The sequence below is a fragment of the Roseivirga sp. YIW32 genome (assembly GCF_057219245.1).
This window is the reverse complement of record NZ_JBXVVG010000002.1, coordinates 638402-664469: the sequence shown is the minus strand read 5'-3', so window position 1 is coordinate 664469 and position 26068 is coordinate 638402. Positions and strand designations below refer to the sequence as shown.

At 45.3% G+C, this 26068-nt stretch carries 18 protein-coding genes; 12 read left to right on the top strand and 6 right to left on the bottom strand.

Going from position 1 to position 26068, the window contains the following annotated elements; genetic code table 11:
- Position 1 precedes the first annotated feature (1 nt).
- The 10 genes from AC2D6U_RS11705 (at position 2) to AC2D6U_RS11660 (ending at position 16282) form a co-directional block, all read left to right on the top strand.
- Positions 2–3280 carry a VCBS repeat-containing protein gene (locus tag AC2D6U_RS11705; protein WP_484721172.1) on the top strand — a complete coding sequence of 1093 codons (3279 nt, stop codon included), beginning with the start codon at positions 2–4 and terminating at the stop codon, positions 3278–3280.
- A gap of 199 nt (positions 3281–3479) precedes the next feature.
- Complete coding sequence (locus tag AC2D6U_RS11700) at positions 3480–5153, top strand: amidase (RefSeq protein WP_484721171.1); 1674 nt, start codon at positions 3480–3482, stop codon at positions 5151–5153.
- Positions 5128–6504: a VOC family protein gene (locus AC2D6U_RS11695; protein WP_484721170.1), complete on the top strand. Its 1377-nt coding sequence runs from the start codon at positions 5128–5130 to the stop codon at positions 6502–6504. The genes AC2D6U_RS11700 and AC2D6U_RS11695 overlap by 26 nt, the downstream gene beginning before the upstream one ends.
- A gap of 76 nt (positions 6505–6580) precedes the next feature.
- A complete protein-coding gene (locus AC2D6U_RS11690) occupies positions 6581–7909 on the top strand; it encodes a vanadium-dependent haloperoxidase (protein WP_484721169.1) in 1329 nt (442 codons plus the stop codon).
- A 61-nt stretch (positions 7910–7970) separates the two neighbouring features.
- The gene (locus AC2D6U_RS11685) at positions 7971–8639 is read left to right on the top strand and encodes an SGNH/GDSL hydrolase family protein (protein WP_484721168.1); all 669 of its coding nucleotides are present in this window, start codon (positions 7971–7973) and stop codon (positions 8637–8639) included.
- A gap of 95 nt (positions 8640–8734) precedes the next feature.
- Positions 8735–10435: a sodium:solute symporter gene (locus tag AC2D6U_RS11680; RefSeq protein ID WP_484721167.1), complete on the top strand. Its 1701-nt coding sequence runs from the start codon at positions 8735–8737 to the stop codon at positions 10433–10435.
- 113 nt (positions 10436–10548) lie between these two features.
- Positions 10549–12495, top strand: a complete 1947-nt coding sequence (locus tag AC2D6U_RS11675) for an amylosucrase (RefSeq protein ID WP_484721166.1) — start codon at positions 10549–10551, stop codon at positions 12493–12495.
- A 5-nt stretch (positions 12496–12500) separates the two neighbouring features.
- Positions 12501–14153, top strand: coding sequence for a glycoside hydrolase family 13 protein (locus AC2D6U_RS11670; protein WP_484721165.1), 1653 nt, complete (start codon positions 12501–12503; stop codon positions 14151–14153).
- A 3-nt stretch (positions 14154–14156) separates the two neighbouring features.
- Positions 14157–15068 carry an ROK family protein gene (locus tag AC2D6U_RS11665; RefSeq protein WP_484721164.1) on the top strand — a complete coding sequence of 304 codons (912 nt, stop codon included), beginning with the start codon at positions 14157–14159 and terminating at the stop codon, positions 15066–15068.
- 167 nt (positions 15069–15235) lie between these two features.
- Positions 15236–16282: a PA0069 family radical SAM protein gene (locus AC2D6U_RS11660; protein ID WP_484721768.1), complete on the top strand. Its 1047-nt coding sequence runs from the start codon at positions 15236–15238 to the stop codon at positions 16280–16282.
- Between the two features lie 42 nt (positions 16283–16324).
- On the opposite strand, the gene AC2D6U_RS11655 is transcribed toward AC2D6U_RS11660, so the two are convergent.
- Positions 16325–17875 (bottom strand): glycine--tRNA ligase, encoded by a 1551-nt coding sequence (locus tag AC2D6U_RS11655; RefSeq protein WP_484721163.1) that lies wholly within the window; start codon positions 17873–17875, stop codon positions 16325–16327.
- 207 nt (positions 17876–18082) lie between these two features.
- On the opposite strand from AC2D6U_RS11655, the gene AC2D6U_RS11650 reads away from it, so the two are divergent.
- Positions 18083–18625, top strand: a complete 543-nt coding sequence (locus tag AC2D6U_RS11650) for a DUF2911 domain-containing protein (protein ID WP_484721162.1) — start codon at positions 18083–18085, stop codon at positions 18623–18625.
- Here AC2D6U_RS11650 and AC2D6U_RS11645 read toward each other — a convergent pair.
- Together AC2D6U_RS11645 and AC2D6U_RS11640 are read right to left on the bottom strand one after the other, a co-directional pair.
- Positions 18622–20547 carry a monovalent cation:proton antiporter family protein gene (locus tag AC2D6U_RS11645; protein WP_484721161.1) on the bottom strand — a complete coding sequence of 642 codons (1926 nt, stop codon included), beginning with the start codon at positions 20545–20547 and terminating at the stop codon, positions 18622–18624. The two genes, AC2D6U_RS11650 and AC2D6U_RS11645, sit on opposite strands and share 4 nt — an antisense overlap.
- Before the next feature lie 65 nt (positions 20548–20612).
- Positions 20613–21824, bottom strand: coding sequence for a bifunctional alpha/beta hydrolase/OsmC family protein (locus tag AC2D6U_RS11640; RefSeq protein ID WP_484721160.1), 1212 nt, complete (start codon positions 21822–21824; stop codon positions 20613–20615).
- A 335-nt stretch (positions 21825–22159) separates the two neighbouring features.
- Between AC2D6U_RS11640 and hemH the strand changes: the two genes are divergently transcribed.
- Positions 22160–23179, top strand: a complete 1020-nt coding sequence (gene hemH, locus AC2D6U_RS11635) for a ferrochelatase (RefSeq protein ID WP_484721159.1) — start codon at positions 22160–22162, stop codon at positions 23177–23179.
- Here hemH and AC2D6U_RS11630 read toward each other — a convergent pair.
- From AC2D6U_RS11630 to glmM, 3 genes are read right to left on the bottom strand one after another with little or no spacing between them, the layout of a single operon-like run.
- Complete coding sequence (locus tag AC2D6U_RS11630; RefSeq protein ID WP_484721158.1) at positions 23176–23481, bottom strand: hypothetical protein; 306 nt, start codon at positions 23479–23481, stop codon at positions 23176–23178. The genes hemH and AC2D6U_RS11630 overlap by 4 nt on opposite strands.
- 1 nt (position 23482) lies before the next feature.
- Positions 23483–24625 carry a cysteine desulfurase family protein gene (locus AC2D6U_RS11625; RefSeq protein ID WP_484721157.1) on the bottom strand — a complete coding sequence of 381 codons (1143 nt, stop codon included), beginning with the start codon at positions 24623–24625 and terminating at the stop codon, positions 23483–23485.
- Positions 24626–24636: 11 nt separating this feature from the next.
- A complete protein-coding gene (gene glmM / locus AC2D6U_RS11620) occupies positions 24637–26019 on the bottom strand; it encodes a phosphoglucosamine mutase (protein WP_484721156.1) in 1383 nt (460 codons plus the stop codon).
- Positions 26020–26068: the final 49 nt, after the last annotated feature.

Here is a 26068-nt window from a genome sequence, read left to right as displayed (position 1 = left end):
AATGAAAAAGGCCATTGGCGCACTTTTGATCTTATTGATCTTTTGTTCTTGTCAGGAGGAAGACGCCAAACGCTTTCAGTTGCGCTCTTCCCAAGACACAGGAATTGATTTCATCAATGAGCTCTCACCAAGTGTAGAATTCAACATATTAGAATACCTCTATTACTACAATGGAGGCGGTGTGTCTGCTGGAGACGTCAACAACGACGGACTTGTGGATCTTTATTTCACCGCCAACCAAAAACCCAACAAACTCTACCTCAACAAAGGCAATCTTCAGTTTGAAGATGCGACGGAAAAAGCCGGTGTTGCCGGAAAAAGTACTTGGTCAGCAGGAACCACCATGGCCGACGTCAATGGGGATGGTTGGTTGGATATTTACGTATCGAACGTTGGCAATTACAAAACAGCACAGGGAAAGAACGAACTGTTCATCAACAATCAAGACGGCACCTTTACTGAATCCGCAGCAACTTATGGACTCGATTTTGAAGGATTTTCCACGCAAGCTGCCTTTTTTGACTACGATCGGGACGGTGATCTGGACATGTACCTGTTGACACATGCCGTAAAGAACCCGGAAGTCTTTAGCGAATCCCAGGCCCGAAGACAAGCAGATGCCGGTGGTGACAAGCTTTTTCAGTCCCAACTAGCGCAAGGAAGAAACACATTTATTGATGTAACCGAAAAAGCAGGAATTTACAGTAGCATCATTGGTTTTGGTTTGGGCCTTACGGTCAGCGACGTGAATCAGGACCAATGGCCAGACATTTATGTTTCAAATGATTTCACGGAAAACGACTACCTCTACATCAATAACCAAGATGGTACTTTTTCAGAACGACTTGAAGAGCGCATTCGTCAAACCAGCCGCTATTCCATGGGCAACGAAATCGCCGACATGAACAACGATGGCTTTCCTGAGGTCGTCACTACAGATATGCTTCCTTCAGACCCTGAGATTTGGAGAAAATCGGTTACTGAAGACAAAGTGGAAGTCTATCAGATCAAAAAGAGACTGGGCTATGGAGATCAATACGTTAGAAATACCTTACAGCAAAATTTAGGAAATGGGCAGTTTTCAGATGTCAGTTTAATGGCCGGTACTTTCGCGTCTGACTGGTCATGGTCGCCTCTGATTTTTGACATGGACAACGATGGTTTACCAGACCTCCACATCACCAATGGCATCTTCAAAAGGCCCAATGACTTGGATTACCTCAACTATTTGTCCAATCCACCAGAAGGAGGACAAAGTCAAGAAGAAAGAGATGCCTTCTTGATCAATACCTTACCCACAGTAAAGATTCCCAACATGGCAAAGAAGCATCTTGGCAAGATGCAGATGGAAGATGTGGCCAACAAATGGGGCCTCGACCAACCCAGTTATTCTAATGGTTCCGCCTTCGCTGATCTGGACAATGACGGCGATCTTGAATTGATCATCAATAACACAGAGCAAGAGGCTTTCCTCTACGAGAACACAACCAATTCGGAAGCAAATTATTTGACGGTTAAGCTCAATGGACCAGCATTCAATCCTTTCGGCATCGGGGCTAAGGTGATTGTACGAAACAAGGCACAATCTTTTTTCAGGCAAAATTATACGACTCGCGGTTTTCAATCCTCCGTGCCTCCACAGCTTTACTTTGGCTTAGGAACCATCCCTGAAGTCGATATTGAAGTGATCTGGTCTGATGGCCAGAAACAAACAATGACAAAAGTCGCTACAAATCAATTGGTTGAAATCAACTATTCGCCAGAAGGCGGGCGCCTTAGCCTAGGCATTGGTGCCAGTAAACAAATTGCCATTGTGGACCACAACATTGACTATCGACATCAGGAGAACAGCTACAGTGATTTCGATATCGAGTACCTGATTCCTCGTAAATTCAATACCGAAGGGCCTGCACTGGCTCTTGCTGATGTGAACGGAGACGGCCTAAACGATGTCTTTTTTGGAGGAGCCAGTGAACAGGCTGCAGAGCTCTGGTTACAAAAACAGAACGAACAGTTTGAGCGAAAAAAGAATCGTGCCTTCGAGCAATTGGCTAAATCAGAAGATGTGGCCGCCGAATTCTTCGATGCGAATGGAGATGGGGCTCCAGATCTCTACGTTACCTCAGCAGGAAATGAATTTGCTGACGGACAACTCTACAATTACGATAAGCTTTTTCTCAACGATGGAGAGGGAAATCTCTTTTTCGCACCGATGGCCTTGCCACAAATTGGCTCTCAGGGCAAGACCATAACTACAGGAGATATCGATGGGGATGGTGACCTAGACATTTTCGTTGGTGCCAATGTCAACAAAGGAAATTACGGCTTAGCACCGAAACAGTACTTGCTGATCAACAACGGTAGGGGGCAATTCAACGATGAGTTTCAGCGAAGAATGGACATTTCTAGTCCGCTTGGAATGATCAATGCAGCTGAAATGGCTGATGTCGACAATGACGGGGACTTGGATATTGTGCTGGCCGGGGAATGGACAGAAGTGCTTTGGCTTGAAAATGATGGTAGGGGCGTTTTTAGAGATCGAACCACTGGAAGTGGAAGCGGGTTTTGGTCCTCACTTTTAGTAACCGACATCAATGAGGATGGCTTAGTGGATTTCGTTGCGGGAAATTTGGGCTTGAATTCAAAACTAAAGGCCTCTGAGGAAGAACCCCTGACCCTATTTGTTGGTGATTTTGATAAGAACGAACAAACGGACCCCATACTTTTCCATTACCAGGAAGGACAACAAACCCCTTTCACTAGCCGAGATGAACTGATCAAACAAGTCAGTGCGTTCAAGAAAAAACACAGCGACTACAAATCATACGCAAAACTGAGCGGTCCAAAGGAATTGCTTGGTGCTGATCAAGTGAAGGAAAGCCTGCGTTTGTTGGCCACAGAACTACACTCTCTTGTGTTATTGAACAAGGGAGGTGGAAATTTCGAGAAGCTCCTGCTACCCCAGGAGGCTCAAATGAGTCCAACCATGAGTATTGTCTTTGAAGACATTGATGGAGATGACCTGAAGGATCTCATCCTATTTGGTAACAACTATTCCTATCGAGTTAATCAAGGCAAAGCAGATGCAAAGCCTATCACCTTGTTGCTAGGCAAAGGGAATGGACGCTTTACCACTACACAGGATGCTTATTTGAATACAACCACAACTTGGGGGGAATATCGTGGTGCCGCAATGTTGAGTGAAAACCTTCTCATTGCCGTCAGGAATGATCAATCACCAATTCTTCTTAACCTTAAACCATTCGGGTCCGCCAACTGAAAATTCAGCTTGCGTCAGATGTGGCTTGAGACCTGAGGTCCGAACTCCTTTTGTTTCCCAGTAATAAGTAGATTGCAATTCCTATTGTTTGAAAGAACTATGGGGCAATGAGAATACGCCATGCATGAAATTTGTGTGATCCAGCTATGTTCTTGCCTTGATTTTACAGAGATTATGGGTTGAATTCATCAGGCTTGACATGAAAAACGTATCGCTTTACCTCATTTTGCTCTTAACCATTGCCGCCTGCAAAGCACCGCAATACGGCTTTCGCACCAAAGATATAGAAAGTGCACAACGCCTCTACGGGCTCGATTTTCAACAAGAAGCGATCGACACCATGTACAATTACCTCGGTCGAAATAAGCGAGGGTACGAAAACATGAGGAGGTTCACTCCAAACCAAAACACCTTCCCAGCGATAACCTTTGATCCACATCCGCATGGTTTTGACATGCCAAAGGGCAAGCAGCAGCGATTTCAACCCAATATTCCAGGCGGAATAATTCTTCCAGAAACAGACGAAGAAATTGCCTTCTTAAGCATCAAGGAGCTCGCATCACTGCTCAAGAATAAACAATTAACCTCCACTCGGTTAACCCAGATCTACCTGGATCGCATTGCGACCTACGATGCACAATTAGAAGCTGTGATCACTGTGACCGATTCCATGGCCCTTGTTCAAGCCAAACGCGCTGATGAAGAGATTGCTGCAGGTCAATACAAAGGAATTCTCCATGGAATCCCCTACGGGGTAAAAGACTTGATGGCTGTGGAAGGCTACCCCACCACTTGGGGAGCAGCTCCTTACAAAGACCAAATGTTGAACGAAACGGCTACTGTTGTCAAGTTGCTGGAAGCGCAAGGGGCTGTCTTGATCGCCAAACTGGTATCAGGAACATTGGCTAGAGGAGATGTTTGGTTTGGCGGAAAAACAAAAAATCCGTGGGACCTGAGTCAAGGGGCAAGTGGTTCTTCTGCAGGTTCTGGTTCAGCCACCTCTGCCGGCTTGGTCGCCTTTTCGTTGGGAACCGAAACGCTAGGATCCATCACCTCGCCTGCTGCAAGAAATGGTGTCACCGGCCTTCGTCCTACCTACGGCCGCGTCAGTCGATATGGGGTAATGAGCCTAAGCTGGTCCATGGACAAAATAGGCCCCATTTGTCGTTCCGCTGAGGATTGTGAAATTGTCTTTAATGCCATTTATGGCTTTGATGTAAATGACCCATCGACCAACCGGGCTCCTTTTACTCGAGATTTTAGGGCCGTAGAAAACTTAAAGCTCGCTTATTTGAAAGCCGATGCGGATCGCGATACATCGGCAAACGGCAACAACTTGCGTAAACAAGTAATGCTGCTCAAAGATGAATTTGGCATCGAACCTGATTCTATTGCCTTACCTTCCAACTTCCCTTTCCAAGTATTTGACATCATTCTCAGAGCTGAAGCCGGTGCTTTTTTTGATGAACTGATTCGCTCGGGCAAAGTAGATGAGTTGGTGGAGCAGCATCAAGGCTCTCGTGCCAATTCCTTGCGGCAAGCCCTCTTTATTCCGGCAGTGGACTACCTCCAAGCGAACCGACATCGACGTGAACTGATCGAAGCGGTCAACGCGCTTTTTTTGGACTATGATGTGATCATCGCTCCATCATTCGGAGGTCGTCAATTGCAGATCACCAACCTTACCGGTCATCCTGTGATTTCCGTCCCAACAGGCTTTGATGATAAAGGCAGGCCCACAAGCATGACGTTTATCGGAAATTTATACCAAGAAGGCACACTATTGACCATGGCAAAAGCCTTTCAATCCCTTACAGATTATGATGAAAAACATCCCCCTCTTTTCTATGCAAAGCCCATTTCAGATCAGTAGTCCTATCGCTGTCTTATTAAAAACAAGTTTTAAGGGATTTGTCCTTTCCCTTTTCTTCTTGAGCTGCGGCAGCAATAATTTCCAAAGAGAACTTGGACAAATCGCTGCCTTTTCAGAAGCGATACATGCGGGAGCCAAACCCATGGCCCTGAGTGCCTCCATGATGCCTTATGCGATGGACGACTTTTTTGTACTAGCACAGCAGGAAGCAGCCAACTACCAAGTGGAGGCAAAAAGAGAAGGTGATTTTTTAGTCACTGATCTTTTTCCAACAACTGCTACGGAAGGAAAAGAAGTCGTCTTGCTCTTTCAAGGCGAAACACTGGCCACTTATGAGAAGATCAAAGCAGACAAGCAAGCCCTGGTAGCAGCGAATGCCTACAAGGGAGCAGCAAGAGAGGACATCGCCAGGCGTTTTGGTCGATTGCTCGGTTATCAACCCCATTATATTAATGAACTACTGGCGAAAAACACCGATTTCCGCACATTACAGGACTTTGGAATTCAAGCGACCAATGTTTTTTTGTACTACAAAGACCTAGAGGCAGCGACCACATTTTATGAAGAGACTTTGGGTTTGACCTTAATCGGAAAGTATGATAATGCTTCCATGTTCAAGATCTCGCATCAATCCATGCTCGTTTTAGTTGATGAGGCTAAGGGGATGCATTCAGCGGACGAAGATAAATCTGTCGCACTGGCTTTCTTGACGCGCGACCTTCCCAACTGGTATGCTCACCTTCAAGAACAAAATGTCAGCATCAAGTATACCTACAAACCACAAGAAGGAGGCCCACATGACGGCTTTGTCGCCGTCGACCCTGAAGGTTATTTACTAGAATTTGAGCTATTTAAAACACACAAAGAAAATGAGCCTTTTGCTACTCGCCTAGCACAGAATGAAGAAGTACCCACCACCGTGCGGTATGATGGCAAAACGCTTGGTTTCCATGGCAGCATTACCTGGCTCTATCACAAAGACCTGTTGGCCCTTCAAAACTACTATGAAGACGTGCTGGGTCTTGAGCTTGTCGCTGACCAAGGATGGACAAAGATCTACCAAGGGAGCCAAGGTGGATTCATTGGACTAGTCGATGAACGAAGAGGAATGCGCAATTATGCTGATGAAAAAGCAGTGAACATGTCCTTTGTCCTCACAGACCTGGACGGCTGGTTTGATTATGTCAAAACAAATGGGGTATTGCGACTGAGGAATTCGGAACTTACGCTCGGACCTGATGGAAAATACAAGGCATTCGTAGCACTTGGCCAGGAACTGTATTTCTACGAGTTCGATCAATTCTTGCCACATGAAGCAAATGAAAAAGTGATGGAATTTCTTCAAGAATAGAGAATTATCAAGGCGTTCACTTGAAAGTTCAAGAGATAAACCGCTAATTTCGAGTAGCAACAGCGAGAAGGCAAAGATGAAGAAGACCAACTTTTTAATACTATTGATTACAGCCTTATTCTTTACTGCCTGCGACAATGGCGTAAAGGAATTAAGCATTGAGGCCAACGTCTACCATGAGGCGATGGAAGAGTTGAGCCAGGTGAGCGTTCACGACATTTTTTCGCCGCCTGTGGCCAGCAGAATCTACGCTTATCCGAGCATTGCCGCCTACGAGGTGCTGGCAAGTAACGATAACCGATACAAATCGCTCGCGGGACAACTCACAGGTTTAACCGCCATTCCAGAACCGACCGAAGACATCAGTTATGACCTTGCTGCATTGGAGGCCTTTCTCAACATTGGAACGGCATTGATCTTTTCCGAAGCGAAACTAGACACGTACAAAGCAGCGCTTTATGAAGAGCTTAGCGAAGGAGTGAACAAATTGTACTTTGAGGCCTCTCTGGCCTATGGCAACGAAGTAGCCACACATATTATGGCCTGGGCAGATGGAGACATGTACAAGCAGACACGTACCTATCCTAAATTTACCATTACCGATGACCCAACACGATGGGAACCTACGCCCCCTGGGTATATGGAAGCGATAGAGCCCCATTGGAATCAGATCAGACCATTCGCGATCGACTCGGCCAACCAGTTTGTACCTGAGCGACCCACACCTTTTGATCTGACAAAAGGAAGCGCCTTTTACAAAGAGATCATGGAAGTTTATGAGGTTGGCAACAACCTAACAGATGAACAAAAAGAGATTGCCTCATTTTGGGATTGCAATCCGTATGTTATGAATGTAACGGGTCATGTAATGGCTGCAACAAAAAAAATCACCCCTGGTGGTCACTGGATAGGGATCGTGAAAATCGCGGCACAAAAAGCAGGATCTGATCTGATGCAATCAGCTGAAGCCTATGCGCTCACCTCTATTGCCCTGGCTGATGGGTTTATTAGTTGCTGGGATGAAAAATATAGATCTAGTTTGATCCGACCTGAAACATTGATCAATCAACACATCGATGAAGAATGGTTGCCTCTTTTACAAACACCCCCGTTCCCTGAATACACCAGTGGGCATTCCGTTATATCCAATGCAGCGGCTGTGGTTCTCACCTCTATTTATGGCGATAATTTTTCCTTTGATGATGACACGGAAGTAAAATACGGATTACCCATCCGTTCCTTTGACTCTTTCAGGCACGCGTCAGAAGAAGCCGCGATCTCAAGATTATACGGTGGTATTCACTACATGCCAGCCATTGCCAATGGAGTAACTCAAGGCCGAGCCATTGGGCATTTCATTGTAGACAAATTGCAGTTGAGAAACGAAACGCTGAGTCAACAATAAACGAGTTAAGCACTAAGAAAGCCGTCATGTATTTGTCGGCTTTTTTATTGATCTTGGATTGATGAAAAAGTCACTGACCATCGGTTTCTTATTCCTTATGCATACGCTAGTGTTATCACAAGATTGGGCAAACTTGGAAAGGTATCAAGCTGAAAATGAACAGATTATTCCAGGAGAACACCCCGTGGTCTTCATAGGCAATTCGATAACTGAAGGCTGGGTACGCATGATGCCTGAGTTCTTTGAGCAAAACCAATACTTGGGTAGAGGTATTGGTGGACAAACGACCCCACAAATGCTTTTGCGCTTTCGACAAGATGTCATTGACCTTAAGCCAAACGTAGTAATCCTACTCGCTGGTACAAACGACATTGCTGGCAATACTGGGCCAATGACCTTAGAACAGATCATGGACAACATCAAAAGCATGGCAGAGCTTTCCAAGGCTAATCATATCAACGTGATTCTGTCTTCCGTTCTGCCTGCTTTCAATTATCCCTGGGCCCCAGGAAAAGCACCAAATATGGAGATTCCTAAGCTCAATGCCCTAATCAAGAGCTATTGTGAAAAAGAGGGGCATCATTACCTCGATTATTATTCGGCAATGGTGGGCAGTAAGAATGATCTCCGAGAAGAATTAACCTATGACGGTGTACACCCCAATGAAGCCGGCTATCAAATGATGGCTCCATTGGCCAATAAGGCCATACGTCAGGTACTTGGGCACTAATTCACTATGAATTTTAGGCTTTATGCCTTATTATTAAGATTCAAGCATCTCACACGATAAGTGTGGGTGCACCATCATCAACCTTAACTCACAACATGGAAAGCATAGGCTTAACGACCATCGATTTTGCGATCATCATCGTATATCTCGTCGGCATTGTCTGGTACGGCATCAGAAAAGGAAAGCAGGAAAGCTCAGAAGATTATTTTTTGGCAGGTCGAAACATGGCCTGGCCAATCGTTGGAATCTCTCTTTTTGCAGCAAATATTGGCTCAAACACCTTGATCGGTCTAACCTCCGATGCATTCAACACCAACGTGGCCGTGTACAATTACGAATGGATGGCCGCTGTTGTACTGGTCATCTTTGCCATCTTTTTCTTGCCATTTTACCTTAAATCGAAGGTATATACCATGCCTGAGTTTCTGGAACGGCGGTACGATACGCGTTCTCGCTATTTGTTCTCTGGTATTACCATAGTTGGTAATGTGATCATTGATACGGCGTCAGGCCTTTATGCCGGAAACTTGATCTTGAAGATCATTTTTCCAGACGTTCCCTCCTGGATCATCATCTCATTATTGGCCTTTGCCGCTGCAGCTTATACGATTCCCGGCGGACTTTCCTCGGTTGTCCATACCGAAGTAATTCAAGCCGTCTTATTGATCTTTGGCTCCGTGCTCGTCACCTACTTTGCTTTCAGTGAAGTTGGCGGTTGGAGAGCCATGATTGATGGATTGAATAACATGCATGCCGCTGGTGAACTCAGCAAAACATCAGATGAGGTGCTGAGTCTCATACGGCCGAATTCCGACGAAGCCATGCCCTGGCTCGGTTTGTTATTTGGGGTTCCTTTGTTGGGTTTTTATTTCTGGGCGAATAATCAATTCATGGTGCAGCGGGTGCTCTCCGCAAAAGACCTGAACCATGGTCGCTGGGGTGCCATCTTTGCGGGTTTATTGAAACTTCCCGTCCTTTTCATCATGGTGATTCCTGGGGTTTTGGCGATTCTGCTCTTTTCAGATACGGACATCAGTTTTTTGAATTACAGTGTCCCTACAGAAACAGGATTTGAAACCTGCACAACCTTAAAGGACTGTCCTAATATGACCTATCCCGTACTGATCTATTCTTTGCTTCCTACGGGCATTCTAGGGCTGGTGATCGCAGGTTTACTTGCTGCCATGTCATCAAGTATTTCTGCTACCTTAAACTCGGCCTCCACACTGATTACGATGGACTTCACCCAAAAATTAAGGCCGGGCATGACGTCTAAACAACTGGTAAGAGCGGGCCAGGTGGCCACCGTCATCCTAGTGATTTTAGCAGCTGCCTGGGCGCCAATGATCGAAACCTTCCGTTCATTGTGGACCTATTTGCAGCAAATCCTAGCCTTTATTTCACCTCCAATTGTTGCCGCTTTTGTTGTCGGGTTGTTCTCGAGGCGCTCGAACGCAAACGGAGGCTTTTGGAGTTTGGTGCTTTCTTACCTCATTGTTATTGCATGGATCCTTTACGCATTTGCCACTTTTGGTGGTATTAGCACAGAAGACACCGGAGTCCATTTCTTATATACTGTTCCGATTCTATTTGTGATCGCCATTGCCTTGAATCTCGTCATCAGTCAATTCTCACCAGCACCAACTGATGAGAAGTTGCAAGGAATGATTTGGTCAAAAAAGATCTACACAGAAGAGACCAAAGAGTTGGAGGGCTTGCCATGGTACAAAAACTACCGAGTACTGTCTTTGCTACTCTTGTTGCTAACAGCCGCTATCGTGATCTGGTTTGCATAAGTTATCGCTAGTATACTTCCCTGATTCTGCCACAGCAGAGTCAGGGTTTTTTATGCCAAATCGTTGGCACTCTACTGATTAAAAAATACATTCGTCGTCCACAGTATTGCTAAATGTATAATCCTACTGCCCATATTGTTTTAAAGGAGCTAAGAGCCAAAAACAAAAATTTACAGAGCCAACAACTGTCAAGTGATTTTCACCAGCGTCTTACGGCTTTATTCTCTGCCATTTACAGTCGGTTTACCCAGCTGTATGGCGATCACCCGAATTACGAACCCGCACTAGACATGCTCATGGATGTGATGGCTGATGCAGCGTGTAAAAGAGGTAGTCACCTGCTGAAAACAGATACTGCGCGCGAGGCGAATCATCAGTGGTTTTGCACACAGGACATCACTGCCATGATGCTTTATGTGGACCGCTTCAACGATGACCTGAATGGGCTCTTGAACAAATTGGATTACTTTGATGAATTGGGTGTCAACATGCTTCACCTTATGCCGCTTTTTCAAAGCCCAAAACAAAAAAGTGATGGAGGATATGCCGTCAGCAGCTACAAAAAAGTCGACCCGAAGTTTGGTACCAATGCAGACCTGAGCAGAGTAACCAAGGCTTTAAAAAAATCCAACAAGCTCCTCATGCTTGACTTTGTTGTCAACCATACCTCTGATGAGCACATTTGGGCAAAAAAAGCGAAAAAGGGCGATCCACATTGCCAGGACTTCTACTACACATTTGAAGATCGAAGTACTCCGGATGCCTTCGAACAGTCTTTGCCGGAAGTCTTCCCTGAGAGTGCACCGGGAAACTTTACCTATGATAAGCAAATGGATAGATGGGTGATGACGGTCTTCAATACCTACCAATGGGACCTGAACTACCGCAACCCTTATGTCTTTGTCGAGATGCTCAACAATGTGCTTCTTCAGGCCAATTTGGGAGTTGACATTTTCAGAATGGATGCTGTGGCCTTTGTCTGGAAAAAATTAGGCACAAGCTGCCAGAACTTACCCGAAGCACATACCATACATCAGCTCTTTAAGTTGTGTTCACAAGTAGTTGCTCCTGGAGTTGCCTTTTTAGCAGAAGCCATCGTTGCTCCAGAAGAGATTGTCAAGTACTTTGGAGAGGCAGACGTTTGGAGTAATGAACATGACATGGCCTACAATGCCACCTTCATGGCCTTGCTCTGGAATTCTATTGCCACAAGAAGTACGCGTGTCATGAAAGCAGGCCTTCGCGATAAACCTAAAAAACCATTAGGTACTACATGGGTGAATTATGTGCGTTGCCATGATGACATCGGGATGAGCTTTGAAGACCGACACATACAAGAATCAGGCTTTGACCCGAGTGCGCATCGTAGTTTTCTGACAAAATTCTTTACCGGCGATTTCCACGGATCATTCGCCAAAGGCTTACCCTTTATGTATAACCCAAAAACGGGTGATGCTAGGATTTCAGGTAGTTTAGCCTCTTTAGCCGGATTGGAGCAGGCCTTGGAAGAAAAAAACAAGCTTGGCATTGAGCGATCGATCGCAAGAATAAATTTGTTGCATGGTGTCATTCTGGCCTTTGGAGGAATTCCCGTTATCTACTCTGGCGACGAAATCGCCATGCTCAATGACTATAGTTTTTTAGAGGACGAACACAAAAGCGATGACAATCGCTGGATGCACCGACCAAAAATGGATTGGAAATTAGCCGAAAAACGGCATGTTAAAAACAGTCCTCAGGCCAAGGTCTTTGCTACCCTCCAACGCATGATCGAGATTCGCAGCAAGAGCCCTGAATTTACCGATCAGAATAACTTCAAGCTGGTAGAAACGTCCAACGAGCATGTTTTTGCCTTTGAACGTTACGTGGGAGAAGCACGCACCTTAGTCTTAGCAAACTTCAAAGATGATGATCAAGTAGTTTTTAGCCATTTGGTCTTTCAACAAGCACAGCTGAATCCGCTTGAACTGAAGGACAAGCTGACTAATCGTGCCGTCTCCATCGAAAATGGTAGATTAGTACTTCGCCCTTATGAAATGCTCTGGTTAACACAAAATTGAATGCGATGAAAAAGACATGGTGGAAAGAAGGAATTGTGTATCAGATCTATCCTAGAAGCTTCATGGATAGCACAGGCAACGGTATTGGAGATCTTCAAGGGATCATTCAAAAGCTTGACTACATCGCCTCCCTCGGAGTAGATATCATTTGGCTCTGTCCTGTATATCAATCACCGAACGACGATAACGGTTACGACATCTCTGATTACCGCAACATCATGGACGAATTTGGCGACATGTCAGATTTTGATGAATTGCTGGAAGGCTGCCACCTACGTGGAATCAAATTGATAATGGATCTGGTGGTGAACCACAGCTCTGACGAACATGCCTGGTTTGAAGCCTCCCGACAATCCAAAGACAACCCCTTTCGGGATTATTACATTTGGAAGCCCGGAAAAAATGGTGGTCCCCCAACAGATTGGCAAGCCTTTTTTGGTGGCTCTGCTTGGGCCTATGATGAACTTACGGAAGAATACTACTTACACCTCTTCACCAAAAAACAACCTGATCTCAATTGGGAAAACCCGAAGGTGAGAGAAGAAGTGGCAGACATCGTCAAATTCTGGTTTGACAAAGGCGTCGACGGCTTCCGAATGGATGTGATTTCTCTCATCTCCAAAAGACCTGAATATGACGACATGGTCTCAGAAGTCTTTGAAGATACCATTCGGCAGCAATACGCAAATGGATCACGCATTCATGAATTTTTGCATGAGTTGAATCAAAAGGTGCTGAGCAAGTACGACATCATGACCGTCGGGGAAGGACCTGGCATCACCCTTGAGCATGGACTGGATTATGTGGATGAAGCTCGAGAAGAGCTCGACATGGTGTTTCACTTCGACCACATGTTCATCGATTTTGGACCTGGAGGAAAATTCGATCCAAAAAGATACGATCTGGTAGAGTTCAAGAATGTCTTCACACAGTGGGACGAAAAGCTCAAAGGCAAAGGTTGGGGAAGTATCTTTTTAGGCAACCATGATTTCCCCCGTATTGTCTCAAGGTTCGGAAATGATCGGGAATATCATATTCAGTCGGCTAAACTACTTGCCATGCTCTTGTTGAGTATGCGAGGAACGCCATACATCTACCAAGGGGACGAAATTGGTATGACCAATGTGGCTTTTGATACCACCTATGACTACCGAGACATCGAAACGATCAATTATTTTAAATCACTGGAAATAGAGGGTAAAAATCCACAGCACTATTTACCCAATGTGCACAAAATGGGGCGCGATAATGCGAGAACTCCCATGCAATGGACTGACGAACCCAATGGAGGATTCTCTTTAGTGGAGCCTTGGATAAAGAGCAACCCAAACTATGCAGATCTCAATGTGACCTACCAGGAACGGAATAGTCAATCCATTTTGAATTTTTACAGAGAAATGATCGCTTTTCGAAAAGCCCACCCCACCTTGGTTTATGGCGACTACGAATCGATCATGAATGAGCACCCGCAGATCTATGCCTATCGCCGGTGGGATGAAGAAAATGAATTCTTGGTGGTGTTGAACTTCTCCGAGCAGACCGTAGACTTTGAGCCCATCATTACCGGCTTAGAATTGCTGGTCTATAATTACAATGACAGCACAGAAGATTTGTTGCTGAGGCCTTGGGAAGCCAAACTATTCAGAGTAAACGATTAAATCATGAGTAAAAAACTTTGGGGTATTGACCTGGGAGGAACCAAAATGGAAGGTGTCGTCCTTAAATCGGCAGAAGAACCGGAAGTTCTCGTGCGTCTCAGGCACGAAACTGAAGCAGATAAGGGCTATCAGCATGTGTTGAATCGGCTGAAAGAGCTGCTCGATAAGCTTATGTTGGAAGCAGGAGAAAGACCGACTTCCATCGGAATTGGTACCCCTGGGACACGAGATCCACAAACTGGCTTACATAAGAATAGCAACTCAACAGTACTCAACGGCCAAGCCTTCAAGGAAGACCTCACCAATCTTTTTGGCGTGCCTGTCGAAATGGCGAATGATGCGAATTGCTTTGCACTATCTGAAGCACGCATGGGCGCTGTGCCTGTCGTAGACCCATTGGCCCAGGTGGTCTTTGGTGTCATTATGGGAACCGGCTGCGGTGGCGGTGTGGTGGTCAACGGGCAAGTGATCAATGGAAAACAAGGAATTGGCGGAGAATGGGGACATAACTTCTTAGATGAAAGTGGAGGACCTTGCTATTGCGGAAAGACCGGCTGCGTTGAAAAGATCATCTCAGGAACCGGTTTGGAAAACTATTATGAAGAACAAACGGGGGTACGAAAAAAGCTAAAAGAGATCATCCCTGCAGCCCGAGACAAGACGGATCCCGTAGCCGTGCAAACCCTACAACGCTTGATCCACTTCTTCGGACTTGGCATCTCCAACATCATCAATATTCTCGATCCCGATGTGATCGTTCTAGGTGGTGGCGTCGGCAATATTGACGAACTGTACTCAGCAGGAATAGAAGAAGCGGCAAAGTATGTCTTCAATCTGAGACTTGACACCAAGATCGTTCGGCCCAAACTAGGCGATAGTGCCGGTGTGTTCGGTGCAGCTTTTTTGACTGCTTAGTATCTCCAAAGAAACAGGAGAAGACCTCTCTGCTGCGTTTTATGCTTAATTGGATGATATCATCCACAGGACTCCTATGAGGTCATTACATTGGCCACAATACTCATATTCTTAGTATTTGCTTAGCATTTTTCTATTATTTTTAGTTAAACTAAATTTAATAGGTAATTTACAAAGGAAGAGGTGCTCAAAAGCAATTGAAAAACAGGTTTTTTCTGCATGACTACGTGCAAGAGCACCTCGAGGGAATTGATGAATTTGATACGGAAGCACCACGCTCAACCTATTTAGAAATACATCCAAAGACCATAGTCAATAAAGTCGAAAGTCCGGATGTGGGAATGGACTATTCACTCAATCCTTACCAAGGCTGCGAACATGGTTGCATCTATTGCTATGCACGCAACTCACATGAGTACTGGGGCTATAACCCAGGACTTGACTTTGAACGAGTTATTCTATACAAGACCAATGCCCCTCAATTACTAGAACGTCACTTCCAAAATCCTAATTGGCAGCCAAGAACCATCGTTCTATCGGGCAATACGGATTGCTATCAACCCATTGAAAAGAAACTCCAGATTACCCGAAAACTACTCCAGGTCTTCCTGACCTATAAAAACCCTGTAGGCATTATCACGAAAAACAGCATGATCACTCGTGACTTGGACATTATTCGTCCCTTGGTGGATCATCAACTCTTCACTGCCTATTTTTCATTGACCACCCTTGACGAATCGCTCAGAAGAAAGCTAGAACCTCGAACCGCTACCGCTCAGCAAAAACTTAAGGCCATAAAAGCACTGGCCGATCTTGGTGCTGAAGTTGGCGTAATGATCGGGCCAGTCATTCCCGGCTTGAATGACCATGAAATACCGGACATTATGCAAGCTGCGGCAAACGCAGGCGCAACAAGGGTCAACTACACCATTGTTAGGCTCAATGGACAAATAGGAGATCTATTTACCCACTGGGTTCGCCGCGCCTATCCAGATAGAGCAGAAAAGATCTTGAATCAGATAAAAGAAGCACACCACGGGCAACTCAACGATAGTCGCTTTGGAAGCCGCATGCGTGGTGAAGGACGAATGATCCAATCAATACAGCGATTGTTCGAACTCGGCAAGGCGAAATATTTTCCAAAAATAGAGAAAACCGTCTTAAGAACTGACCTATTTGTTCGAACAGAAAAGGGACAATTGAGGCTTTTTTAGTATTGAATTTCTGACTGTTAATTGCACAAAGCTGTCTTGAGTCTATAGCTTACGAAGTAACGATTCCATCGAAGTAGTTTCCTTCAATTTGGCCTTTACGTCTTCAATAGAAACTCTGATCTGAGAAAGGTCATCCCGATCTCGGATTGTTACTGTATTGTCTTCTAAGGTTTGATGATCTATCGTGACGCAGTAAGGTGTACCGATCGCATCTTGTCTTCTGTAACGCTTACCGATCGCATCTTTTTCATCGTATTGACAGTTGAAGTCGAATTTGAGTTCTTTCAGTATTTCTCTGGCCTTTTGAGGTAAGCCGGAATCTTCTTTCTTCAACAATGGCAAAACGGCTACTTGGTATGGAGCCAAAGGGGCAGGAATCTTTAAAACTGTTCTCTCCGAACCATCTTCTAATGTTTCTTCCGTAAAAGCAGCGGTCATGATCGCTAAGAACATCCGATCTAAGCCAATAGACGTTTCGACGACATAGGGCACATATGACTTGTTCTCTTCAGGGTCAAAGAATTGTAACTTCTTACCTGAGTGTTCCTCATGTGCTTTTAGATCAAAGTCGGTTCTTGAATGAATACCTTCCAGCTCTTTGAAGCCCATTGGGAAGTTGAACTGAATATCAGCCGCAGCGTTGGCATAGTGTGCCAAATTCACATGATCATGAAAACGATAATTCGATTCATCTATGCCTAGGGCTTTGTGCCATGCGATTCGCTGTTCTTTCCAAGCTTCATACCATTTGAGCTCTTCACCTGGTTTCACAAAGAATTGCATCTCCATTTGCTCAAACTCGCGCATTCTAAAAATGAATTGACGTGCGATGATCTCGTTTCTAAATGCCTTTCCTATTTGTGCAATACCGAAGGGGATCTTCATTCTTCCGGTCTTTTGTACGTTCAAGTAATTGACAAAGATGCCCTGTGCTGTTTCTGGCCGAAGGTAGATCTTGTTGGCATCGTCAGCCACCGAACCCATCTCTGTTGAGAACATTAAATTGAACTGACGTACTTCCGTCCAGTTCTTTGACCCCGAGACAGGACAAGCGATTCCCAACTCTTCGATCAAGGCTTTGACAGCGGCTAAATCTCCTTTTTCCAAACTTTCCCCCATGCGACTTTCGATCTCGTCGATCTTTGCTTGGTTGCGCAAAACGTTTGGATTGGTAGCCAAAAACTGTGCTTTATCAAAAGAATCGCCAAATCGCTTCTCTGCTTTTGCTACTTCCTTTTTAATTTTAGCCTCATACTTCGCTATGTGGTCTTCGATGAGCACATCCGCGCGATAACGCTTTTTCGAATCCTTGTTGTCGATCAATGGATCATTGAATGCATCGACGTGTCCTGAGGCCTTCCATGTCGTGGGGTGCATGAATATGGCCGCATCAATACCGACAATGTTTTCATTGAGCTGAACCATCGCCTTCCACCAATACTGCTTGATGTTGTTCTTGAGTTCTACTCCATTTTGCCCGTAATCATAGGCGGCGCCAAGGCCATCATAAATCTCACTTGAAGGAAAAATAAACCCATACTCCTTAGCATGCGCTGTGATCTTTTTGAGCAAATTGTCGTCATTCTGTGCCATGGCGCAAAGATATGTATTTGAAGGTTACCAAAAAGGCCTTTTTCACGCATCTTGTCCTTCTGCGGTAATTAAAAACAGCTTTTCATTGGGCGAATTTTCTCCACCCAACACCCCCTATTTTCCAATGAATTAACCGATGGCATGAAAAATGTGCGTCTCATGGATTAAAGCATCTTAGGCCGCTTTAAATCTGTTATTTTGATGAAAATGAAACAAAAGTTATTGGCAATATCCGGAGCATTGATCATTATACTCGTGGTCATTGTGGGCGTTCAGCAATACCAATTGTTTCTCACTAAACAATATAGTCCCGGAGCTAAGGTGCAATACGTCAGCGGTGACGTGCGCATCGATGTAGAGTACAACCGGCCTTCTAAAAAAGGCAGGGTCATTTTTGGGGAATTGGTGCCTTATGGTCAGTGGTGGCGGACAGGAGCCAACGAACCGACCACCATAAATTTGTCGCGCGATGTACTTTTCAATGAAAAAGACCTTTTGCTTGCGGGGAAGTATTCCCTTGTGACCATCCCTTATCCTGAGCATTGGTTGCTGATTTTTAATCAGCTCATCCCCGATTGGGGAACGGAATATGATCCAAGTCAAAATGTGCTCGAAGTGCGCATGAATGTTGCCGCATTACCTCAACCTGTCGAGCAGTTCTTGATTGATTTTGCCGATAATGACGATGAAGCCCAACTCATTATGGCATGGGACAAGGTAAAAGCCAGCGTTCCTTTTCGTGTGTTTTAACGATCAAATTTCAACGCCACTTCTCGTAAGCTATCATTAGAACCCACCATGGTCAGCACGTCACCAATACGCAATCGCGTATATCCATGGGTGATCAAGGTTTGTCCACCACGATTGATCGAAAGCACAATGATGTCTTGAGGTAGCCTCAGGTCTCGCAACGGAATACCACGAAGATCTTGGTTCATGACCTCCACATCCATGGTATCTTGATCTTCTTGCATGCCCAGGAGCAATGTCGCGGCTTGAGGCGATCGTACCAAATGATCCATTAAACTCACCATGGCTGTTGTCGGATCTACGATCAAGCAGTCCAAAGCATGAAAGGCTTCAAAATTCTCGCGTTTATTTAAGCGCACCACAATGTCCTTCGTACCGACTTCTTCATAAACTGCCTCCGCAATTCGCAAATTCTCTTCGTCAGTTAGTGTCAATACAACAGCTTCTGCCTTTTGAATATCTTGCGCTTCAAGGGTTTCCAGGCTAAAATCGTCAACTTGACGGATGATGAGATCAGGAAATTCCTCCACGTTTATTTCTTTGTTCTTCGTAATGATCTCTGCTTCCCATCCATGTTCTTTCAATTGACGAGCCAGCGCCACAGTCTGTGACTCAAAGCCTATGATGAACGCATCACGCACTCCGTCGAAGTGTGGGGTATTGGCCCGCAGGCGTGCCTCTCCAACCAAGTTGATCGACCATTTAAAGAGCGGTGGCCCGACAAACTGGTTGATCACAATGACCGCTACAACAGTGGTTTGAAACTCATTCCCCCAGGCTGGAAACGCATTGGCCACAACCGTCGCTAAACCCAAACCCACGCCGGCTTGCGTTACAAAGGGCATCCATCCAATTCGTCTGAAGAGCGGAGGATCACCAGCCAAGGTTCCACCGATTATAGACCCGGCGATCATGGTAACTAAGCGAATAGCAAAAAGAATGAATGCCACGCCGATCAGGCTAATGAGTACATCCAACGAAACAGAAGCTCCTGTTAGGGTGAAGAAACAGATGTATATGATAGGACCAATGTCTTCTAGGATTCTAATGAACTCTTGACGAAACCTCGAATAATTGGTAACAAAGAAGCTTCCTATGATACAAATCAAGAGTGGTTCTAGGTGAATCTTCTTACCAACCCACTCCAAGGAATGCAACTCGATATAATAATTGAGCGCATAGACACCATAACCAATGGCTAAAATGAAGACCGCTTTGGCATATTCGTTCATTCGAATGCTCAACACAAGAGACAGGACACGTCCTACCACATAACCCAAACCAAAAGAGACCAATAGTTCCCCGATTAGGATCAATAAGAACCAAATGGTAAAGGGCTCTCCGCTCACCAATGTGACGGAAATGGAAAAACAAATGGCAAACAACAGGATCACCAAAAAGTCTTTGATCACCGTAACTCCCATCGCCATTTGTACGAAAGGCCCCTTGGCTCTCATCTCATTGATCACAGCAATGGCAGAAGCCGGAGAACGTGCTACGAAAATTGTCGCCATGAGCATGGCCACCGACACTTTCGTCGCCGTATTCATCCCTTGCATAAACTCGATCTGATCGGCTAAAAAGTAGATCAGAATCGCACTGACAATAAACGTGACGCCAAGCTGACCGAAGGTCATCCATTTGATGCTTTTGAAACGGCTGCGCATGTCTTTGACGTACAACTCAGCGGCAGCGGCAAAGGCAATAAATGCCAAGGAAATGTCATTAATGAATTGCAGCCCTGACCCCGTTCCGGATGGCAATAATTTGAATATGAAAGGCCCAGAGAATAGTCCGATCACGAGTAAACCGGTGATCAAGGGAAGCTTCAGTTTTTGAAAAAACTGCGCAATTTGATTGGCAGCGACAGCCACTATGGCAAAGCCTCCAAGGAGTATCAGGGTCGATTGTAGGTTTTCCATAAACAGGAAAAATAAGGAGCTTTGCTCAATGCAGCACCATTCAATTCCAATTTTGTTTGGATGTACTAAGGCTTGGATTTGACCTGTATGCGCAGACCATGGGTCAATGTCTTATGTACAGGGCACTTATGGGCAATTTCTATCATTCGCTCTTTTTGAGCCGGTGTCATTTGCCCAGACAATTCCAACTCAACATCAACGAATTCCATTAAACTAGTTACGTCTAGGTGCTCAGCATCTTCTGCATGCCGTTTCACTCTCGTCAAATGCACCTTTACCTCTTGCAGATCGATCTGCTTGTGATCGGCATACATCCTCAAGGTCAATGCTGTGCAGGCACCCAAAGCACTGACCAATAGGTCATAAGGTGTGCCTCCAAAGTTGGTTCCGCCCACACTTTTCGGTTCATCGGCGAGCAAATAATGTCCATTGGCATTGATCTCGGCCAAATAGCCGTTAGGAGCCTCATTTCTTACAAGCACCTGATGGTCTGTATCCAAACCGTTCTCCTTTGTCATATTCACGTAGCGGTCGGCCCAAGCAGCAATCACTTCACCCACATAAATGGCATCCCGCTCATTGGATAACAAATGATCTGCCTTATCCAATGAAACATAACTCTTCGGATGATGTGCCGCTTTGTAGATCTTTTCTGCATTGGCAATGTCAACAATAGCATCTTGAGGCGAATGAAATATGAGTAACGGCTTGCTTAGCTCAGCCAGGCGTTGAATGACATTCCGCTCTTCCAAGTCCTGCATAAACTGTTTTTTTATGGTGAACGGCCTGCCACCAATAAACACTTTAGCATATCCCTTTTCTTCAATTTCCTCGACAGAGCTCCTAAACAAGCGCTTGACGTGCACAGGATCGGCCGGAGCACCAATGGTTGCGATGGCCTCAATACTCGAAATTTGAGCAGCAGCCATCATAACAGCAGCACCACCCAATGAATGACCAATGATGATCTTTGGGGCCTGATAGTCGCTCTCCAAGTGATTAGCAGCACAAATTAAGTCCTCCACATTGCTAGAAAAATTGGTATCCGCAAAATCGCCATCACTTTCTCCAAGGCCAGTAAAGTCAAATCGCATCACGGCAATTCCTTTGGCCGTAAGCGCACGACTAATGTTGATGACCGCTTGAAGGTTCTTGTTGCAGGTGAAACAATGCGCAAATAAGGCATAGGCAATGGGTCTTTTATTGACTGGCATTTCAATACTGGCGGACAGGTCATGACCGTCTGGATTGGTGAATGACACGTGAATGGTTTTCATGGGCTGTGACTTCGAATTATTGTGCTGGCGCTTTCTTTCAGGAAGTTATCAAAAGCACATCAAAACTTCTACTCAATGCATGGTCGAAAGAATTCCGAGGCAGAATAAGGGTTAAACAGAGTAAAGGTGTTTTTATAGTAACTACCTAATCAAGATCGCTCACAGGTTGTTGATCCGATTGGAGGAAATTATCGGTTAGAATATCCCATTGGGGTGAGCGTGAATAAAAAGTAAGCTTGTTGGAATACAGGCTTATTTTTTGTCTTTTCCATTCATTTCTCCTTTCCTAAAAACAAATACCTTTACGGTCAGTTTTTGAGTGGAAACCCGAGCGAATGGCAAAATCTTTAACCGGTGTATTGATCGTAAATCAGGGGACAACGGATAGTCCTAAAACCAGTGATGTACGCAAATACCTCAGACAGTTTTTAATGGATGGGAGGATCATCGACATCCCGGCCCTTCCTCGTTTTCTTCTAGTAAATGGAATCATCGCTCCTTTCAGGGCACCAAAATCTGCCAAGGAATACGCCAAGCTATGGGAAGACCGTGGCTCTCCACTGAAGTACACGGGAGAAGATGTTCGCGACATGTTGCAAGAAGCCCTGGGCGATACCTACAAAGTGGTTCTGGGCATGCGCTACCAAAGTCCTAGTCTTGAATCTGCACTCAAGGAACTGAAGGAAGCTAATGTGTCCAAGATCATCGTTATTCCCTTATTTCCTCAATATGCCTCTGCTACCACAGGATCCGTGTCCGCAAAGGTCAATGAGATCGTAAGCAAATGGCAAATTATTCCATCCATCACACATGTCAATCAATTCCTGGAGCATCCTAAATTCATCCAAGCATTCGCTGAGAATGGCAAAAAGATGATGGCTGAAAAGGAATATGACCATGTGATCTTCAGCTACCATGGAGTGCCGGAACGACACATCCGTAAGGGTTCAGTGGGAGATCAATGCCAGCTCGGTAGCTGCTGTGAAGCCTTCCACGAACGCAACCGGTTTTGCTATCGCGCACAGTGCTTCCAAACGACTAGACTCTTGGTAAAAGCACTTGGGCTAAAGGAGGGAGAGTACACGACGGCTTTCCAATCAAGATTAGGAAGAGACCCTTGGGTGCAGCCATACATTGATGAGGTGCTAAAAGAATTGCCGAAAAAAGGAATTAAAAAGGTGTTGGCCTATTCACCAGCCTTTATTGCTGACTGCCTAGAAACGACGCTCGAAGTGGGCGAAGAATTCAAAGAAGAATTTGAGGAAGCAGGAGGAGAAGTATGGGATTTAGTACCAAGCCTGAATACTTCATCAACTTGGGTGGAATGCCTAGAAGACCTGGTGAAAACTGCCTAGCGCTGGCTGATTTGTAAAATTCTTCCTGCGATCAAGGTATTACTACTCAATTGGCAGCTCTCTTCTCTATCCACAAGTTCTAAACTAACAAACACGTTGAGCCCGTCGACTTTGTATTGACTCGGAACATACGAAGGCTTAAAGAATTGTCCATCAAGATTGATCACCCAACCACAGTTTTCATAGCCTGCTGGAGAGTCTTGTACTTGACCGGCCCCTTCTATCATGCGCAATTCATCTGTATCCGAACAAGCAACGCTTGCCAGTAAAAAGAGCCCTATCAACATCCTAAATAATCGCATGCTAAGCGACCGTTAAGGGTTGAACAATATCGGCCAAATTCTGAACTACATAATCAACTTCTTCCTGGGTATTGTTTCTGCTAAAGGAGAATCGAATGCCTTGACGATTTGGATCTGCTTTTATTCCGGTCAACACGTGCGATCCGGTATTGGCTCCGCTTGAACAGGCGCTTCCTCCGGAAGCAGATATTCCATTGATATCCAAATTGAACAACAGCATGTCATTGTCCTCATGTGGAGGAAAGCTCACATTGAGTACCGTATACAAACTCTTTTGAGGGTCAAGGTCTCCGTTAAAACCAACCCCCGGGATCTTCTCTTTTAACTGCTCGATCATGCTCGATTTGAGCCCCTGTACATGTTGCTGGTGTTTTTCCATGTCACGGTAAGCGATTTCGAGAGCCTTGGCCAGGCCCACTATGCCGTAGACATTCTCCGTACCGCCACGGCGATTACGTTCTTGACCTCCTCCTTCAATAAACCTTGGGATGGTCTTTGATTTGCAGACCCTTAAAAAACCTACTCCCTTAGGTCCGTGAAATTTATGTCCGGCACCAACTAGAAAGTGGCATTTTAAGGTTTGCAGGTCATGGCGAAAATGCCCCATGGTCTGCACGGTATCGGTGTGGAACACCGCATCGTAGGCGTCTGCCAGTTCACCGATAGTCGCTATGTCATTGAGCGTTCCAATTTCATTGTTACCATGCATCAAGGTGATCAAGGAGCGCTTATTTGATTTCAACAGCTCTTCCAGGTGATCCATATTCACGTGGCCCAAGGCATCGAGCTCCACATAACTTACCTTCGCTTTGCCCTCAGCTTCCAAACGCTCGATGGTATGAAGAACGGCATGGTGCTCAATTGGTGAGGAAATGATATGGTCAATGCCGTAAGCCTCCACCGTTCCACGTATCGCTGTATTGTCTGCTTCGGTACCTCCTGAGGTAAAGAAAATTTCTGCCGGAGATGTATTCAACAGTTGCGCCACGGTCCTTCTGGCACATTCGATCTTGGTCCTTACTTCTCGCCCATGTGCATGAGTAGAAGAGGGATTCCCGTACATGTCGAGCATGAGAGGCTTCATCGCCTCAAACACTTCAGGATCTAAGGCTGTCGTAGCCGCATTATCGAAATATACCTTCATGGCCAAAAAAATTATTTCGCAACAATCTCTCTAATATCACTGATGATCTTATTCGCTAAATGTTCTGCTGTTGCTTCACTCTCAGACTCCGCATAAATACGAATGATCGGTTCAGTATTTGACTTGCGTAAATGTACCCATTCTTTGCCAAATTCTATCTTTACCCCATCGATGGCATTCACAGGCTGATTTTTGTATCGTTCTTTCATGCCCGCCAACACAGCATCCACATCTATCTCAGGGGATAGGTCGATCTTATTTTTCGAGATAAAGTAATTCGGATAAGAAGCACGCAATCTGGAAACGCGTTTTCCGAACTTAGCCAAATGCGTTAAGAAAAGCGCAATTCCAACCAAGGCATCACGCCCGTAGTGAAGTTCAGGATAAATGATTCCCCCATTGCCTTCACCCCCAATTATGGCTTGATTGTTCTTCATTTGAGTCACAACATTCACTTCGCCAACGGCAGAAGCAAAATAGGCTCCTCCTCGTTTCTCAGTCACATCCCTGAGGGCCCTGGTGGAGGACAAATTCGACACGGTATTGCCAGGCGTCTGCGATAAAACGTAATCCGCAACAGCAACCAAAGTATATTCTTCTCCAAATGGTGTTCCATCTTCAGAAACGAACGCCAAACGGTCCACATCCGGATCCACGACAATACCCAAATCGTATTTTCCTTTTTCAAGCACACGAGAGATCTCCGATAGATGTTCCGGCAGCGGTTCTGGGTTATGCGGAAACTGACCATTCGGTTCGCAGTACAACTCTTCTACTTTAACGCCTAGTTTTTTCAATAAAGGAGGCAATGAAATTCCACCCGTTGAATTAACACAATCGATCACCACCTTGAACTGAGCCGCCTTGATTGCTTCTACATCAACCAAAGGCAGTGCCAGGACCATATCTATGTGCTTGTCAATATAGGTGTCGTTCTTAGTGACTTTGCCCAACTTCTTCACTTCGGCAAATTGAAAGTCTTCTTTTTCAGCAATCGCCAATACCGCCTGGCCATCATCTCCGCTAATGAACTCCCCTTTGTCGTTTAAGAGTTTCAGGGCGTTCCATTGAACAGGGTTATGGCTTGCCGTCAAGATGATCCCTCCGCCAGCTTTTTCAAGCGGAACAGCAATCTCGACCGTTGGAGTAGTGGAAAGACCAAGGTCGATCACGTCAAAGCCCAGCCCCACTAGGGTAGAAGAAACCAAATCAGAGATCATCTGACCCGAAGGCCTTGCATCTCTTCCGATCACAATTCGCGTTTTACCTGTTTCCTTTTTTACCCAGGTTCCAAATGCAGCGGCAAATTTTACTGCATCAATTGGAGTAAGGGCTTCATCAACCTTGCCGCCAATGGTTCCTCTGATACCAGAGATAGATTTAATTAATGTCACTTCTTTATAGGGTTTTTTGGTGAGGCAAAGATAGTCATTTCCTTGTCGA